Source organism: Chromohalobacter sp. 296-RDG (genome assembly GCF_029889885.1).
GTDB lineage: Bacteria > Pseudomonadota > Gammaproteobacteria > Pseudomonadales > Halomonadaceae > Chromohalobacter.
In genome coordinates, this window is the sequence record NZ_JARANY010000060.1 from 1 (window position 1) to 15,339 (window position 15,339).

A 15,339-nucleotide genomic window follows, 5' to 3' on the forward strand; every position below is an offset into this window, starting at 1 on the left:
GCCGGTGATCGCCGGGCCGCCGATCGCGCCGGCGCTTCCGCCGGCGGCGATGGCACCGAACAGGCGCGTCGCCTGGCGATTCGTAAACACATCGGTCAGGAAACTCCAGAAGACCGATACGACGAACAGGTTGAATACCGACAGCCAGACGAAAAAACCGCGCGCCGCCCAGACCATCTGCACGTCGACGCGCAGCCATAGCCAGAACAGTGCAATGCAGGCGATGAAAATGCCGTAGACGGCGGGGATCAGGCGCGTACGACGGAAGCGCGTGGCCAGGGTAGCGAACACCGGCACAGCCAGAAGCATGGCTAGAAACGTAGCGGTAAACAGCCACTGCATGTTCTCCACGCCGCCGCGCACGCCCATCTCGTCGCGCACCGGTCGCAGGATGTAGTAGCTACATAGCAGGAAGAAGAAATAGGCCGCGGCGCTTAGCAGGCCCGGCAATTCGCTGCGACTGACGTTGACGGCACGCGAGAGAAACGGTACCTGGTCATCGCCACGCGGTGGATTCGAAACCATGGAACCTCCGGGACCGCAACGGTCCAAGACGCATCCCGCACGACGGCGAGCCATTTGGAGAACCAGCCAACGTCTTCACGCTACCCTGAGGGGGGAGTCACTGCAACCACGCTGGATAGGCGTATTCGGCGCTCCGAATGGATACCCAGTGCTGCGCCTGAATAGGCAAGACGGTTGTGATCGAGCGGGACCTGGTGCCTGTTTTTCCGCCCGGCATTCGCTAGAATGAATCCCCATTTCAAGCCGAAAGCACTATTATTGCTTATGCCCGACTTCAAGATTGCGCCTTCGATCCTGTCTGCCGATTTCGCCCGTCTGGGGCAGGAGACGGAGGATGTGTTGGCCTCCGGCGCGGATATCGTGCACTTCGATGTCATGGACAATCATTACGTCCCCAACCTGACCATCGGTCCGATGGTGTGCAAGGCGCTGCGTGACCACGGCATTACCGCGCCCATCGACGCGCATTTGATGGTCAAGCCGGTGGATCGCCTGATCGAGAATTTCATCGAGGCAGGCGCGAGCTACATCACCTTTCATCCCGAGGCCAGTGAACACATCGACCGCTCGTTGCAGTTGATCCGCGATGGTGGCTGCAAGGCTGGCCTGGTCTTCAATCCTGCCACGCCGCTTGCGTATCTCGACTACGTCATGGACAAGCTCGACATGGTGTTGTTGATGAGCGTCAATCCCGGCTTCGGAGGGCAATCCTTCATTCCCGGTACGCTCGATAAGCTGCGCGAGGTGCGTCAGCGCATCGATGCCAGCGGTCGCGACATTCGTCTGGAAGTCGACGGTGGCGTCAAGGTCGACAATATCGCCGAGATCGCACGGGCCGGGGCGGATACCTTCGTCGCCGGGTCGGCGATATTCAAGGCCCGCGACGAGGCGGATCCACACCGTTACGACAGTGTCATGCAGGCCTTTCGCGATACCTTGGCCCAGCGTTGAGCTTGCTGCCTCGTGAGCGATGACGAACACGCTACATGTGCGCAGGCCTGGTATCTCTACCTGGTCGAAACGGCGTCGGGAGCGCTGTATACCGGCGTGACCACCGATGTGGCGCGTCGTGTCCGCGAGCATCGCGATGGTAAACGCGGCGCGCGTGCCTTGCGCGGCAAGGGGCCGTTGACCTTGCGTCATTCGGAATACGTGGGCAGCCATGGCGAGGCGCTGCGTCGCGAAGCAGCGCTCAAGAAACTCAGCCCCACCGCCAAGCGTGCCTGGCTGGCGGCACGCGGGGATGGGGCGTCGTCGTCATAGATCGCTGTCATGGAGCGTCGTCATAGATCGTCGTCATAGACAGCGGGCCAACGTTTCGAAGACCCGCGCAACGGCTTCAGCGCCAGGATCGACGACACCTTCCAATGCACTGTCGGGCACATAGGCGGCACGTCCCGCTCCGGCGCGGGAGAGCGTCGCCGTATGCGCAGCACCCTGACGTGCTTTGTGTGCCGCGTCGGTGAGTGTGCCATCGTTCTGGAGTGCTTGGAGCGCGGGGATCAAGGCGTCCAGCAGAGTACGATCGCCGGGCTGGGCGCCGCCATAGGTCTGCATGCGCTCGACCCCTTGCCACAGGCTGTCGACCAAGTTGCGCTGTTCGAGCGCGGTTGCCGTGGCGGTAAACAGGATTGACAGCAGTACCCCGCTCGAGCCGCCCATGCCGGTGGCCAAGCATTGTCCCAGGCCTGCGAAGAGTCGCTCGGAGTGTGCGGTATCCAGCCGGCCTGCCGTCAACGCCTGCTCGATGGCATCGGCGCCCTCCACCAAGCTACTGCCGGCATCGCCATCGCCGCTCCGGGCATCGAGCCCGTCGAGATCGTCACGTGAATCGCGCAAGACACTGAGCACCTGAGTGAGTGCCGTCGTGAGGCGCGTCGCCTGTGGCGCATCGTCTTGCAGTGCACCATTGCGGGCGGTGAGGTTGGGCGTAAAGGTGTCCGGCTGATGCACGTCCCGGACGCCGGGCCAGGCGGGCGCATCGGTAGGCGCTTGCAAGGCCGTGCGCATGGTGTCGTCGACGGCCATCAGCGTTACCGAGAAGCCGTGCATATCCAGCGAGGTCATCAAAGGCGCGGGGCCGATGAGCTGGGGCAGTCGTGCCGAGCCGATTTCATCGATCAGGCTGGCGGACAGCACGCCCATCTCTTGCGTCGAACAACTCCCCAGGTTGTTGAGCAGGGCCATCCAGCCATCGGTGTGGCCGCGTTCCTCGAGGGTGGTGGCGAGGGGCGTGACGACATGGCTCATGGCGTCGCGTGCGCTATCCGGCACGATATGCCGAGCGCCCGGCTCGTTGTGGATGCCGAGCCCCAGTTCCGGGCTTCGATCGGGACGCGCTTGGTCTGGCAGGGTGGCTGGCGTGAGTGCCATGCCCATCGAGGCCATGCGCTCGCATGCATGTTGAGCGAGCGCTTGAATATTCTCCAGCGCGTCTTGCTGCTGCGCGTGATAGCCGGCGATCTTGTGAATCAGCATCGTACCGGCAAGGCCGCGCGGTTGCGGTGTATCGGGCAGAGAAATATCGTCGGCGACGATGACCATGGCGACCTTGAGGCCCTCGCGACGTGCATGCTCGGCGGCCAGCCCGAAGTTGAGCCGATCTCCGGTATAGTTCTTGACGACCAGCAGGCAGCCGGCCGGCCCGCAGACCTCGCGAATGGCGGCGAGCACGGCGTCCATGCTGGGCGAGGCGAACAGGCTGCCGGAAATCACCCCGGTCAGCATGCCGTCGCCGATGAAACCGGCATGTGCGGGCTCGTGTCCCGCGCCGCCACCGGAGAGCACCGCGACTTGTCGCTGGCCGAGCATATCGCGATCCCAGTCGCGACGAATCAGGATGCGTACGCCGCTTTGAGGGTCGGCAATACGCAAGGGGGCGAGGTGGCCGGCGGCATAGAGGACGTCGTCGACGACGCGTGAGGCGTCATTGAAAAAATGTTGCATGAGCGGGCTCCATGATCGAGCTGGGCGGTGTCTCGATCATGGTGGCCTGGCGAGCTCAGTGCAACTTCATGCGTGGGCGCAGGTAGCGATTGAGACCGTCGACGACGACGGTCATGCCGGTTTTGACCACGCCATGGATGGCCATCTGGTGCATGCGATAGAGCGAGGCGTAGAACAGCTTGGCCAGGCGCCCTTCGATGAACAGGCTGCGTGCCGAGGCGCCTCGCATCAGGCTACCCACGGCCTCGAAGTGGGCCAGCGAGATTAACGAGCCACGGTCGCGAAACACGAAGGGTTTGAGAGGCTTGTCATCCATGGCCGCGCGCAGGTTGCGATACAGCAGGGTAGCTTGCTGGTGGGCCGCTTGCGCGCGCGGTGGTACGCGCGTGTCGTCGGGCTGGGGGCAGGCGGCGCAATCACCGAAGGCGAAGATGCGTTCGTCGTCGAGACTCTGCAGCGTCTGGTTGACCTTGAGCTGATGATTGCGCTCGGTGGCAAGGCCCAGTTCGGAGAGAAACGCCGGTGCGCGAATACCCGCCGCCCAGACATTCAGGTCGGTGGCGATGCGCGTTTCGTCGGCGGTAATGAAACCGTGTTCATCGGCGCAGGTCACGCGGGTGTCGACGTGGATCTGCACGCCGAGCTTTTCCAGTTCCTTGTGCACGGCTTGGCTGATGCGTTCGGGGAGCGCCGGTAGAATGCGTGGTGCCGCCTCGATCAGATGGATCTCCAGTTTGCCGCTGTCCATGGCGGTGAAGCCGTAGCTGTGCAGCATCTTCGAGGCACCGATCAACTCTGCGGCGAGCTCGACCCCGGTGGCACCGGCGCCGACCAGTCCCACGCTCAACTTGGGATGGGTACGGCGTTCGGGGTCGCTGTAACGTAGAAAGGTGTTGAGCATGTTCTGGCGGAAGTTTTCGGCCTGCCCGGGGCTATCGATGAAGTGGCTATGCTTGGCAACGCCGGGGGTGCCGAAGTCGTTGGAAACACTGCCCAGCGCCATGACCAGATAATCGTAGTCGATCGTGCGGGCGGGGAGGATCACGACGCCGTCGTCGTCGATGATCGGCGCTAGCGTGATGGTGCGGTTGTCGCGGTCGAGGTTGCTCAGCGTGCCGCGCTGAAAGCGGTAACCATGCGCCTTGGAATGACCTTGATAGGAAACTTCGTCGAGGCTGGAGTCGAGCGCGCCCGTGGCTACTTCGTGTAGCAGGGGTTTCCAGATATGGGTTGAGTTACGGTCGACGAGCACGATCTCGGCGCGTTGGCGCTTGCCGAGCTTGCGTCCCAGACGGGTCACCAGTTCGAGGCCGCCGGCGCCGCCACCGACCACCACGATGCGGGGTGTGGACATACTGACTCCTGGAGAAAAACATTGAAAAGGTTTGAAACGTGGGTCGCCAGGGTCGGGCATCGCAGCGGAACGGCAAGGGCACGAAACGCACGATGGTGAGCTGTGCGTCGTGACGAGTGGGCGCTGGCGCCTGGTGTCGGCGACGTCTACGTATAGAATAACGCTGTTCGCGTACCAAGAACACCGTGGGTCACATGCGACGCCAAGTTTTTGCGTAATATTACATGCATAATGATAGACGCTTTCTGGTTCAAGGAGACAATCATGCCGTCCAGCGAGATACATCCCGCCCTCGAGGGCATTCGGCTCGTGGTCTTCGATCTCGACGGGACGCTGATCGACTCCGTGCCGGATCTGGCGGCAGCGGTCGACGGCGCGCTCCGCGAGCAGGGATTACCGGAAGTCGGTGAGGCGTCGGTGAGAGGCTGGGTTGGTAACGGCTCTCGCAAGCTCGTCGAGCGAGCGCTGTATGCCGTCGACGCGCAAGACATGGAGCTCGAGGCCGCGCATGAGATCTTCTTACGGCACTATCGGCAGGCGCCATGCCGATTGACGCACGTCTATCCCGGTGTTCGCGAGGCACTCGAAGCGCTTGCCGCACGCGGTGTGGCACTGGGGCTGATCACTAACAAGCCGACGGCGTTCATTGCCCCGATTCTAAAATGCCTGGACCTTGAATATTACTTTGCGTTGACCCTGGGCGGCGATGCATTGTCGACCAGGAAACCCGACCCGGCGCCGCTGTTGCATCTGGCGGACCGGCTCGAGATCGCGCCGAGTGCCTGCCTGATGGTGGGGGATTCACGCCACGACGTGGAAGCCGGTCGGCGGGCGGGTTTTCGTACATTGGCGGTGCCATATGGGTATAATCACGGCGAGCCGGTGGCCGCGAGCCAGCCGGACGTCATGGTTGAATCGCTGGGGGAACTCGTCTAGTGTTTTCCGATGCTGGCGTCTATTACGCTAAGCCTTTGATAATCGTCTGCTATAACGGATAGCGTTTCATGGATCTGGATGCTACCTCATTTCGTAGAGCTCATGCGTTGATGCGCACAGTCAAACGCTGGCGATGGTGATGCTCGCCGACGCGTCCGAGTGTCGGCCTCATGCGGAAGTGCGAATTCGTCACGACGTAGACTCTCACCAAAGGAATGCAGGGCATGATGACCCCCGAACGCTTCACCGAGCTGGCCCAGGCCGGCTATAACCGTATCCCCGTGACCCGCGAGGTGCTCGCGGATCTCGACACGCCGCTCTCTACCTATCTCAAGTTGGCCGATGCGCCCTGGACCTTCCTGCTCGAGTCCGTGCAGGGCGGCGAGAAATGGGGGCGTTATTCGATCATCGGCTTGCCGAGTCGCGAACGCATCGAAGTGCGCGGCCAGATGGTACGTCATATCGCCGACGGCGAAGTGCTCGGTGTGACCGAAGTCGATGATCCGCTGGCGTGGATCGAGCAGTTCCAGGCGCGCTTCAAGGTGCCGCAGGTCGACGATCAGCCGCGTTTCGATGGCGGCCTGGTGGGTTACTTCGGCCACGATACCATTCGCTATATCGAACCGCGCCTGCGCGGCGTGGAAAAGCCCGATCCCATCGGGGTGCCGGATATCCTGCTGATGGTCTGCGATGAACTGGTGGTTTTCGATAACCTTTCCGGACGTCTGACGTTGTGGACGCACGCCGATCCCGATGCGACGGACGCCTATCCGCAGGCCCTGGAGCGTCTCGAGGCGCTGGAAATGAAGCGGCGCAGTGCCACGCTCAACACTGTCAATCCCGGCACTGGTGGACCCGCGGTAGAGGAGGGGCACTTTACCTCAGGGTTTACCGAGGCGGGCTTCAAGGATGCGGTCGAGCAGATCAAGGAATACGTGCTGGCCGGCGATGTCATGCAATGCGTGCCCTCGCAACGCATGACGATCCCGTATCGCGCGGCGCCGCTGGATCTGTATCGCGCGCTACGCAGTCTCAATCCGTCGCCCTACATGTTCTTCTTCAACCTCGACGATCATCACGTGGTCGGGTCGTCGCCGGAAATCCTCACGCGTCTGGAAGATGGCGAAGTCACGGTGCGTCCCATCGCCGGCACGCGGGTGCGGGGGCAAAGCGAGGCGGAAGACAAGGCGCTGGAGGCCGAGCTGCTTGCCGATCCCAAGGAGATCGCCGAGCATTTGATGCTGATCGACCTGGGCCGCAACGACGTAGGACGCATCAGCGAAACCGGCTCGATCGAGGTCACCGACAACATGGCCATCGAGCGCTACTCGCACGTCATGCATATCGTCTCCCACGTGACCGGCAAGCTGAAGCCCGGTATGTCGGCACTCGACGTGCTGCGCGCCACCTTCCCGGCGGGCACGCTTTCCGGGGCTCCAAAATTCCGCGCCTTGCAGATTCTCGACGAGCTGGAGCCGGTCAAGCGCGGGGTATACGGCGGCGCGGTCGGCTATCTTTCCTGGCACGGCAACATGGATACCGCCATCGCCATTCGCACGGCGGTCATCAAGGATGGTCAACTACACGTGCAGGCCGGCGCGGGAATCGTCGCCGACTCGGTGCCTGAGCAAGAGTGGCAGGAAACCCTCAACAAGGGCCGCGCGCTTTTCCGCGCGGTGTCGATGGCCGAGCGTGGTCTCGACAATCTCGGTTGAGGTGGTTGAATGTTGAATAAGGACGAAGACAGCGCTGCGTGATGACGTAGCGCCGTGTAGGACACGTTCAGCGAGAAGACGAGTTGTTGGACGACTTCTTGCGGTAGTCCTGATACTTGTCGGCCATTTGCTTGGCCGTTCGCTTTGCCTTCTCGCGGTTCTCGGGCTTCCGGAGCCAGTTGGCAATGGCGGCGCCTATCATGCGTTTCATCGTTGCCCCCTGCGAATGAGGAATGTCTCTAAGCCATGTCTCTAAGTATAGACATGGCGTCTTTCGGTGGCGAGATCAAGTGCCAGTCGTGGCCGTGCCGTCAATGCTCGGCACGGCACACCTTGTGCGCAGTGGCTCCAACAGGGAGGCCGTTTGAGGCGTTAGCCTCCCACCAGTGACATGGCCTGGTCGCTCACCATCCCACAGGCTTTCTCGCCGACCTTGTCGCCCAGAGACGCCAGGTTGAATTTTTGATCGTCGCCTTGAAGGATGCCGCTCAGGCCTTGTTGGTAATCATCGTCATTGGTGGGTTCAGAATTTACGCCCAGCTTATCCATGACTTGGTCCTTCGCGATATCGGCGGTACTGCCGAGGTAGCCGTTATCTTGGCAATAGCTGATCACGCCCGTGAGATTGGTAAGGCTCCCGGGATTGAAGGAACCGCTGGATAGCGTGCTTAACAGGCTGGTGCTTCCATTGCCTCCACCGCCACTGCCGGACATCATGTCCGTTGCTTCATCTTTCATGCTGTCGAGAGAAAAAGCCTGTGCCTGCCCAATAGATATGAGGCCGAGAAAGCCGGCGAGAGCGAAGCTTTTAAAACGTGTATCCATGCAATCGTATCCATGTCAGTAAAGATAAAGAGCGGTCTCCTACATATGTAGCACGTAGGAGGCATCCTTGTGACCAGCGGTCTATAGCGATGTTCCTGCTGGAAGATCATTCGCGCACGGTCATCTCCGCGCTATCGGTAAGCATACGTGACAGTTAGAGGTTCATGTGGTGGGTAGGACGTGGCTTCGATCTGGCATTTCCAGACGCCAAGGACGGCTGCGCGCGCTTGACATGGCCCGTGGCGCGCGAGCATTATTGAACCATGAATATACTAGATCCGACATTCGGTCCCATGAAGTGGTGGTGCTCCTGAGCGAGGGGCGGCACGCTTGCGACTGAATAAAATGCCGCCGTCAGGGCGGCATTTTTGTGTCTACTGTTCCCTGCACGGCTGGCATATCCTTATGAGCCGCCCTGGATAATATTCTGGGTAACGATCTGACCCACAAAGAATGAATTCCATAGAAATTAGGATTTTATCGCCATGTCCGTGCTGATGATCGATAATTACGACAGCTTTACCTACAACGTCGTGCAGTATCTGGCGGAGCTGGGGGCAGAGGTCGTCACCTACCGCAACGACGCTATCACTCTCGAGGAGATCGAGCGCCTGGCGCCGAGTCATCTGGTGATCTCGCCGGGACCGTGCACCCCCAATGAGGCGGGCATTTCGCTCGAGGCCGTGCGCCATTTCGCAGGCAAGCTGCCGATTCTCGGCATCTGTCTGGGACATCAGGCCATTGGCCAAGTCTTTGGCGGCGAGGTGGTGCGGGCACCGCAGGTCATGCACGGCAAGACCTCGCGGGTCGAGCACGATGGCCGTGGCGTGTTCGATGGCTTGATCAATCCGCTCGAGGTGACGCGCTATCACTCGCTGGTGGTGGCCGAGCAGGGACTGCCGGAGTGCCTCGAGATCTCGGCGCGCGTCGTGGCCGATGACGTCACGCCTGGCCTGATCATGGGCATGCGCCACAAGACGCTGGATATCGAGGGCGTGCAGTTCCATCCCGAATCGATCATGACCCGTCAGGGCCACGAGCTTCTGGCCAACTTCCTGAAACGCCGCGCGTAACGAGGAGCGAAAGATGCAGATGCGAGAAGCCATCGGCGCGGTGATGCGTCATCGCCACCTGAGTTTCGACGACACCCACACGGTGATGAAAGCGATCATGACCGGTGAGGCCAGCGACGCCCAGATTGGCGGTTTTCTGATCGGCCTTTCGATGAAGGGCGAGACGGCCGACGAGATCACGGCCGCCGCGCAGGTGATGCGTGAATTGATGCTGCCGGTGGAGATCGACCGCACCCACCTGGTGGATATCGTCGGCACGGGGGGCGATGGCGCCAACCTGTTCAACGTCTCGACCGCCTCCAGCTTCGTGGTCGCCGCAGCGGGCGGGCGTGTCGCCAAGCACGGCAATCGTAGCGTGTCGTCGTCTTCCGGAAGCGCCGACTTGTTCGATGTGGCAGGTATTTCGCTGGACTTGCCCTCCAACGAGGTGGCGCGCTGCATCCAGGAAGTCGGGGTCGGTTTCATGTTCGCGCCCATGCATCACCAGGCGATGCGCCATGCCATCGGCCCGCGTCGCGAGATGGGCGTGCGCACCGTGTTCAATATCCTCGGGCCGCTGACCAATCCCGCCAATACGCCGAATCAGCTATTGGGCGTCTACGATCCTGCGTTACTGACGATCATGGCGGAAGCCTTGAAGCGGCTTGGCAGCGACCATGTGCTGGTCGTCAATGCCGAGGACGGTCTGGACGAGATTTCCTTGGCCGCGCCGACGCACGTGGCCGAGTTGCAGGATGGCGAGATTCGCGAATACACCATCGCGCCGGAGGATTTCGGCATCGAACGCCAGTCGCTGGCGCCGCTGAAAGTGGTGACCGCCGAAGATAGTCTCAAGCTGGTCCGGGCCGCGCTGGTGGGCGAAGGTCCGGCGGCGGATATCGTGGCGCTGAATGCGGGGGCGGCGCTTTATGCTGCCGGGGTGGCGGACACGTTGAAAGAGGGCGTGCTCCTGGCGCAGGATGCCCAAGGGTCCAAGCTGCCGTTGGAAAAGATGAAAGAACTCGCGGATTTCACGCGCATTCTGGCCCATAAGGACGATCGCTGATGAGCCACGAACAAGATACCGGCCTGCCGACGATTCTGGCCAGGATTCTGGCACGCAAGGACGACGAGATTCGGGAGCGTCGCACGCGCGTCAGCGAGGCAGAGCTTCTTGAACAGGCACGCCAACAGGCCGCCCCGCGTGGCTTCGTCGCCGCGCTCGAGCATTGCATTGCGGCGGGTGACCCGGCGGTGATTGCCGAGGTCAAGAAGGCTTCACCCTCCAGAGGAGTAATCCGCGAGGACTTCCAGCCGGATCAGGTCGCCAAGGCTTACGCCGAGGCCGGGGCCAGTTGTCTCTCGGTATTGACCGATGCCGACTTCTTTCAGGGCCATGAGCGTGACTTGCAGGCGGCGCGCGAGGCCTGCGCATTGCCGGTGATCCGCAAGGACTTCATCGTCGACTCTTATCAGGTCAGCGAGGCGCGGGCCATCGGTGCGGACTGCATCCTGCTGATCGTCGCGGCGCTCGACGACGCTCGCCTGCAAGCATTGCACCAACAAGCCCATGAACTGGGGATGGACGTGCTGGTAGAGGTCCATGATGTCCATGAACTTGAGCGTGCCCTGGCGCTGGATTTGACGCTGGTAGGGATCAACAATCGGGATTTGCGCACCTTCGAGACATCGCTTGCGACGACCTTTGAGCTGCTGCCGCGAATTCCGCCGCATGTCACCGTCGTCACCGAGTCGGGCATTCACACGCGCGACGATGTCGAGCACATGCGCGAGCATGACGTGAATGCCTTCCTGGTCGGCGAAGCCTTCATGCGCGAGATGGATCCCGGTAGTGCTTTGCGCCGCTTGTTCTTCTAGACGCTCATTCGTCAGCTTCTGACTCTGTCTGCCATCGGGCCGCCACGTGCGGCCCGATGGCGTTGCGACTTTGATGGTGTTGCGGGGCACTCAGAATTCGGGCGAGTCGGGGTAGACCAGACTGATCAGGGTATCCCCGGCACGAGGGGTGAGCGGCGTCCTGTCGTTGGCGATCCGAATGCGGCCGTTGGGGCCGATGCAGAATAGGATCAACAAGCGATTCTGGTGCACCTGGCGATAATTGTCGATGCTGAAATGGGCGCTCAGCTTGGCCTTGCGGATCTCACCGCCACGGTAGATGACGCTCGAGAGCTGGGCATAGGTCACGTCTTCGCCGAAGACCATGGGGAGGTGATCCAGCGCCTGTTCCTGATGGCGATGGGCGTGCTTGCTGGTGCCTGCCGCGAGACGGAAGACCTTGCCGTGCCCCAGCACATGCTCGAAATGCAGGATCGCCAGGTTGTTGAGTTCGCGGTAGGGCGACAGTGGCAGCAGGTGGCCGATACCGGTCAGTTCGAGATGCTGCGTGGCATGCTCGGAGAGCGGGTTGCCGTAGTAGACGGGCAAGCCGGCCATGCGCGCTTCCTGCACGGCGTCCCAGCTATTGTCGGTCAGGCGTACGGTGAAACCTGACTCTTCCAACGCCTTGGCGATGGTGCGAGCCACCGGATTGGCACCGATGATCAAAAAGCCGGTGGGCGGTGGCTCGCTGACCTTCAGTGCCAGTGCAATGGGGCGTGATAGGAGGCTTTGCACCACGACGGTGCTGATGATGACCAGAAAGGTCACCGGCACCAGCATTTCTGCGCCCGGCATGTTCAGGTTCTCGAGCTTGAGGGCGAACAGCGAGGCCACGGCGGCGGCGACGATGCCACGCGGTGAGAGCCATGCCAGCAGCGCTTTTTCTCGCCAATTGAGGCGAGTGCCTAGGGTGCAGACCCATACCGCCAGAGGGCGGGCCACGCCCACCAGGATGAGCAGGAACGCCCAGGCGGGCCAAGAAAGCTGCGCCAACTGATCGACGGTCAAGCGTGCGGCGAGCAGGATGAAAAGCCCCGAGATCAACAGCAACGAGAGCGTTTCCTTGAACTCGATGATCTGCTGCGTGGGCACGCCGCGCATATTGGCCAGCCATACGCCCATCACCGTCACGGTCAACAGCCCCGATTCGTGAAAGAGCATGTTGGAAAGCGTGAACAGCGACAGCATGGCCATCAGCGTGCCGAAGCTGTGCAGGCGCTGCGGTAACCAGTGGTGGCGCAGTACGCGGCCCCACAGATAGCCTCCCAGGCCGCCGAGACCGAAACCGATCAGTGCCGTCTTGGCGAATAATACAAGGGTATAAGTGGCGGCCCCGTTGGATGCGCCCAAGGCGACGAATTCGTACACCAGCACCGCGCCGATGGCCCCTACCGGGTCGATCAGTATGCCTTCCCAGCGCAGGATCTGCGAAAGGTGCTCGCGGGCGCGCAGCGTCTGCAACATGGGCAACACCACTGTCGGCCCCGTCACGACCAGCACGGCCCCCAGGACGCTGGCCATTTCCCACGACAGTCCCAGCGTATAGCGGGCCGCGACGATGCCGATGATGCCGGTGACCAGTGCGCCCCAGGTGACCAGCCGGCGCACGATGTGGCCATGGCCGCGCAGGTCGCCGAAGTCGAGCGTCAGGCTGCCTTCGAACAGGATTACCGCCACTGCCAGTGAGACGAGCGGAAATAGCAGGTCGCCGAGCAGCGCGTCGGGCTGGAGCAGACCGGTCATGGGGCCCATGATGATGCCTACGATCAAAAGCGGCAGGATCGCCGGCAATTTGAGACGCCAGGCCAGCCATTGGCAGATCAGCGCGAGCAGGCCGATCAAGGTCAGGTCGACGGCAGCGTGCTCCATGGTCGCGCTCCTTGGAGTGTACGAAAGCGCGAAGCCTAGCGTCGCCTCACGCTAGTTGCAATGCACGGCAAGCGTTAATGATGAATGTGTCGACATCGCGACTGGATGCCCCGTTATGGCGTATCTCGTTGCACCGTATTGGTGTACGTGGGTTCAGCGATTGAATAGCCACAACAGGGCCGATACGACCACGCTGACCAGAATCATGGTGGTGATCGGAAAATAGAACGCAAAGCCCTCGCGTTTGATGGCGATATCGCCGGGTAGATGCCCGAGCGGCAGCTTGGAAAGCCAGGGCCACAGCAAGCCGATGACCACGATGGCCAGGCCGATGAAAATAAGCGATCGGGACATCGTCGACGCCTCAAGATCGGGTGCGTTTGAGTGCCGTCAGCAAGCCCTGTAATGGATGCGGCAGGTCGGCATCGGAGAGACGCTTGGCCTGGCTGCGGCATGAGTAGCCGGTGGCCAGCAGGCGCCCGGCATTGGCATCGTCCTCGACCGGCGCTCGCCACGAGAGATCGTAGATCGCCTCGGAGGTTGCGCGGTTACGGGCTTCGTGTCCGTAGGTGCCGGACATGCCGCAACACCCGGTAGCGACGCTTTCCAGATTCAGTCCGAACGTCGCGAACACTTGTTGCCAGGCCTGGGTAGCGCCCGGCGCGTTGGTCTTTTCGGTGCAGTGCGTCAGCAACTTGTAGCCAGGATCCTCGATCGTCGGCAGGCTCGTGGGCGGCAGAGTACGCCCCAGGGACAGCAGCCACTCCTGCAGCAGCAGTACGTCGGGCACGGCCTCGGGCCCCAGCGCCTTGACGTATTCCTGACGGTAGGCGAGCGTCATGGCCGGGTCGATGCCCACCAATGGTACGCCGAAGTCGGCGAGCGTCTTGAGCCGTCTCGCCTGGGCCGTGGCGGTCTTTTCGAACGCGCCCAGGAAGCCTTGCACGTGAAGCGGCTTGCCGTTGGCGCGAAAGGGCGCCACGAAAACGCGAATATCCAGCCGTGAGAGCAGCTCGACGATATCCATCACCAGCTTGGCCTCGAAGTGGCTGGTGAATGCATCCTGAACGATGACTACGCTGCGCGCCTTCTGGCGTTCGGTCAACAGGCCCAGCGCGGTGGGCGTGGCCTCGGCGATGCCCCAGGCCTTGAGTTGCTTGGCGAGACTCGCTCGAGACAGACGTGGGGTATCGACCATGCCCAGCGGCCCGGCGAGCAGGCGCTCTGCCAGGCGTGTGTTCAGCAGCGCGTTATACGCAGGTGCCACCGGCTTGAGATAGGGTACGAAGAATTCCAGCGAGCCGATCAGATAGTCGCGTGGCGGACGCAGGTAGCGATTGTGATAGAGCTCGAGGAACTGCGAGCGAAATTCGGGGACATTGACCTTGATCGGGCACTGGCCGGCGCAGGACTTGCACGCCAGGCAACCGGCCATGGCGTCATACACCTCATGGGAGATATCTTCTTTCCCGCGTCGCTTGCGAAGAGTATTGCGCAGGCGACGCGGGAAGGCCTTGGTGGCGCCCCAGAGGCCTTCGGCTTGCTTCTGGCGTGATTCCTCGATGACATCGATGCCGGCCTGATCCTGCAAGCGCAGCCATTCGCGCATCAAACTGGCGCGCCCCTTGGGTGAGTGCACGCGTTCGCGGGTAGCCTTCCACGAGGGGCACATGGCGTCATCGGGATCGTAGTTGTAGCAGGCGCCGTTGCCGTTGCAATAGACTGCACTGGCATAGTGCTGCCAGACCCGCTCGTCGATCTGGCGGTCGCTTTGCCCTCGAGTCGGCACGCCGTCGATGGTCAGCAGGCCGGGATCGACCCACTTGACCGGCTCTGCCTCGGGAGCAACGGCTTCATCGGAAGCGGCCCCTTGCGAAGGCGCTGTGGACCCTTCCGTGGGCGCTACATTTGCCTTCCCTGGCAAATGACCTTCGCTACGTCCCGCTTCCGACGCATTGTCATCGGCCACGATGGGGTCGCTGTCGTCGGGAGGGATAGCTGTACCGGCGTCTTCGGGCCGGATAGCGTTACCGGCATCTTCGGGCCGGATAAAGAGCGGCGTTGCGATCTTGCCCGGATTGAGCTGATTGTGTGGGTCGAACGCTGCCTTGAGGCGCTGCAGGCTGGGATACAGCTCACCGAAGAACTGGGGCGCGTATTCCGAACGCACGCCCTTGCCGTGCTCGCCCCACAGCAGGCCGTGATAGCGCTGGGTCAG

15 protein-coding genes are annotated in these 15,339 nt (G+C 61.9%); 7 read left to right on the forward strand and 8 right to left on the reverse strand.

The window, feature by feature from the left end:
- A partial coding sequence (locus OP495_RS14580) for an MFS transporter (protein ID WP_348521318.1) occupies positions 1 to 525 on the reverse strand: 525 nt, incomplete at its 3' end.
- 264 nt (positions 526 to 789) lie between these two features.
- Here OP495_RS14580 and rpe point away from each other — a divergent pair.
- Both rpe and OP495_RS14590 read left to right on the forward strand, forming a co-directional pair.
- Complete coding sequence (gene rpe, locus OP495_RS14585) at positions 790 to 1,476, forward strand: ribulose-phosphate 3-epimerase (protein WP_280570309.1); 687 nt, start codon at positions 790 to 792, stop codon at positions 1,474 to 1,476.
- 12 nt (positions 1,477 to 1,488) lie between these two features.
- On the forward strand, positions 1,489 to 1,788 hold the full coding sequence (locus OP495_RS14590) for a GIY-YIG nuclease family protein (RefSeq protein ID WP_280570311.1): 300 nt from the start codon (positions 1,489 to 1,491) through the stop codon (positions 1,786 to 1,788).
- Between the two features lie 33 nt (positions 1,789 to 1,821).
- On the opposite strand, the gene OP495_RS14595 is transcribed toward OP495_RS14590, so the two are convergent.
- Positions 1,822 to 3,471, reverse strand: coding sequence for a dihydroxyacetone kinase subunit DhaK (locus OP495_RS14595; protein WP_280570313.1), 1,650 nt, complete (start codon positions 3,469 to 3,471; stop codon positions 1,822 to 1,824).
- A 55-nt stretch (positions 3,472 to 3,526) separates the two neighbouring features.
- The gene (locus tag OP495_RS14600) at positions 3,527 to 4,825 is read right to left on the reverse strand and encodes an NAD(P)/FAD-dependent oxidoreductase (RefSeq protein ID WP_280563997.1); all 1,299 of its coding nucleotides are present in this window, start codon (positions 4,823 to 4,825) and stop codon (positions 3,527 to 3,529) included.
- Between the two features lie 264 nt (positions 4,826 to 5,089).
- On the opposite strand from OP495_RS14600, the gene OP495_RS14605 reads away from it, so the two are divergent.
- Both OP495_RS14605 and trpE read left to right on the forward strand, forming a co-directional pair.
- Positions 5,090 to 5,761: a phosphoglycolate phosphatase gene (locus OP495_RS14605; protein ID WP_280570316.1), complete on the forward strand. Its 672-nt coding sequence runs from the start codon at positions 5,090 to 5,092 to the stop codon at positions 5,759 to 5,761.
- A gap of 227 nt (positions 5,762 to 5,988) precedes the next feature.
- Entirely contained in the window at positions 5,989 to 7,476 is a 1,488-nt protein-coding gene (gene trpE / locus OP495_RS14610) for an anthranilate synthase component I (RefSeq protein WP_280564028.1), read from the forward strand.
- 67 nt (positions 7,477 to 7,543) lie between these two features.
- Here trpE and OP495_RS14615 read toward each other — a convergent pair whose 3' ends face one another.
- Together OP495_RS14615 and OP495_RS14620 are read right to left on the reverse strand one after the other, a co-directional pair.
- A complete protein-coding gene (locus OP495_RS14615) occupies positions 7,544 to 7,687 on the reverse strand; it encodes a hypothetical protein (protein WP_280563999.1) in 144 nt (47 codons plus the stop codon).
- A 161-nt stretch (positions 7,688 to 7,848) separates the two neighbouring features.
- On the reverse strand, positions 7,849 to 8,301 hold the full coding sequence (locus tag OP495_RS14620) for a DUF2501 domain-containing protein (protein ID WP_280564000.1): 453 nt from the start codon (positions 8,299 to 8,301) through the stop codon (positions 7,849 to 7,851).
- 485 nt (positions 8,302 to 8,786) lie between these two features.
- Here OP495_RS14620 and OP495_RS14625 point away from each other — a divergent pair, with 485 nt between their 5' ends.
- Genes OP495_RS14625 through trpC form a run of 3 tightly spaced genes read left to right on the forward strand, consistent with a single transcriptional unit; the run spans position 8,787 to position 11,231 of the window.
- Positions 8,787 to 9,374 (forward strand): aminodeoxychorismate/anthranilate synthase component II, encoded by a 588-nt coding sequence (locus OP495_RS14625; protein WP_280564001.1) that lies wholly within the window; start codon positions 8,787 to 8,789, stop codon positions 9,372 to 9,374.
- 13 nt (positions 9,375 to 9,387) lie between these two features.
- Positions 9,388 to 10,419 carry an anthranilate phosphoribosyltransferase gene (gene trpD / locus OP495_RS14630; RefSeq protein ID WP_280564002.1) on the forward strand — a complete coding sequence of 344 codons (1,032 nt, stop codon included), beginning with the start codon at positions 9,388 to 9,390 and terminating at the stop codon, positions 10,417 to 10,419.
- The gene (gene trpC, locus OP495_RS14635) at positions 10,419 to 11,231 is read left to right on the forward strand and encodes an indole-3-glycerol phosphate synthase TrpC (protein ID WP_280570319.1); all 813 of its coding nucleotides are present in this window, start codon (positions 10,419 to 10,421) and stop codon (positions 11,229 to 11,231) included. Before trpD ends, trpC begins: the two co-directional genes overlap by 1 nt.
- Before the next feature lie 90 nt (positions 11,232 to 11,321).
- On the opposite strand, the gene OP495_RS14640 is transcribed toward trpC, so the two are convergent.
- The 3 genes from OP495_RS14640 to OP495_RS14650 form a co-directional block, all read right to left on the reverse strand.
- Positions 11,322 to 13,121, reverse strand: coding sequence for a sodium:proton antiporter (locus OP495_RS14640; protein WP_280564004.1), 1,800 nt, complete (start codon positions 13,119 to 13,121; stop codon positions 11,322 to 11,324).
- Positions 13,122 to 13,274: 153 nt separating this feature from the next.
- The gene (locus tag OP495_RS14645) at positions 13,275 to 13,475 is read right to left on the reverse strand and encodes a DUF2905 domain-containing protein (RefSeq protein WP_280570321.1); all 201 of its coding nucleotides are present in this window, start codon (positions 13,473 to 13,475) and stop codon (positions 13,275 to 13,277) included.
- 10 nt (positions 13,476 to 13,485) lie between these two features.
- A partial coding sequence (locus OP495_RS14650) for an FAD-linked oxidase C-terminal domain-containing protein (RefSeq protein WP_280570324.1) occupies positions 13,486 to 15,339 on the reverse strand: 1,854 nt, incomplete at its 5' end.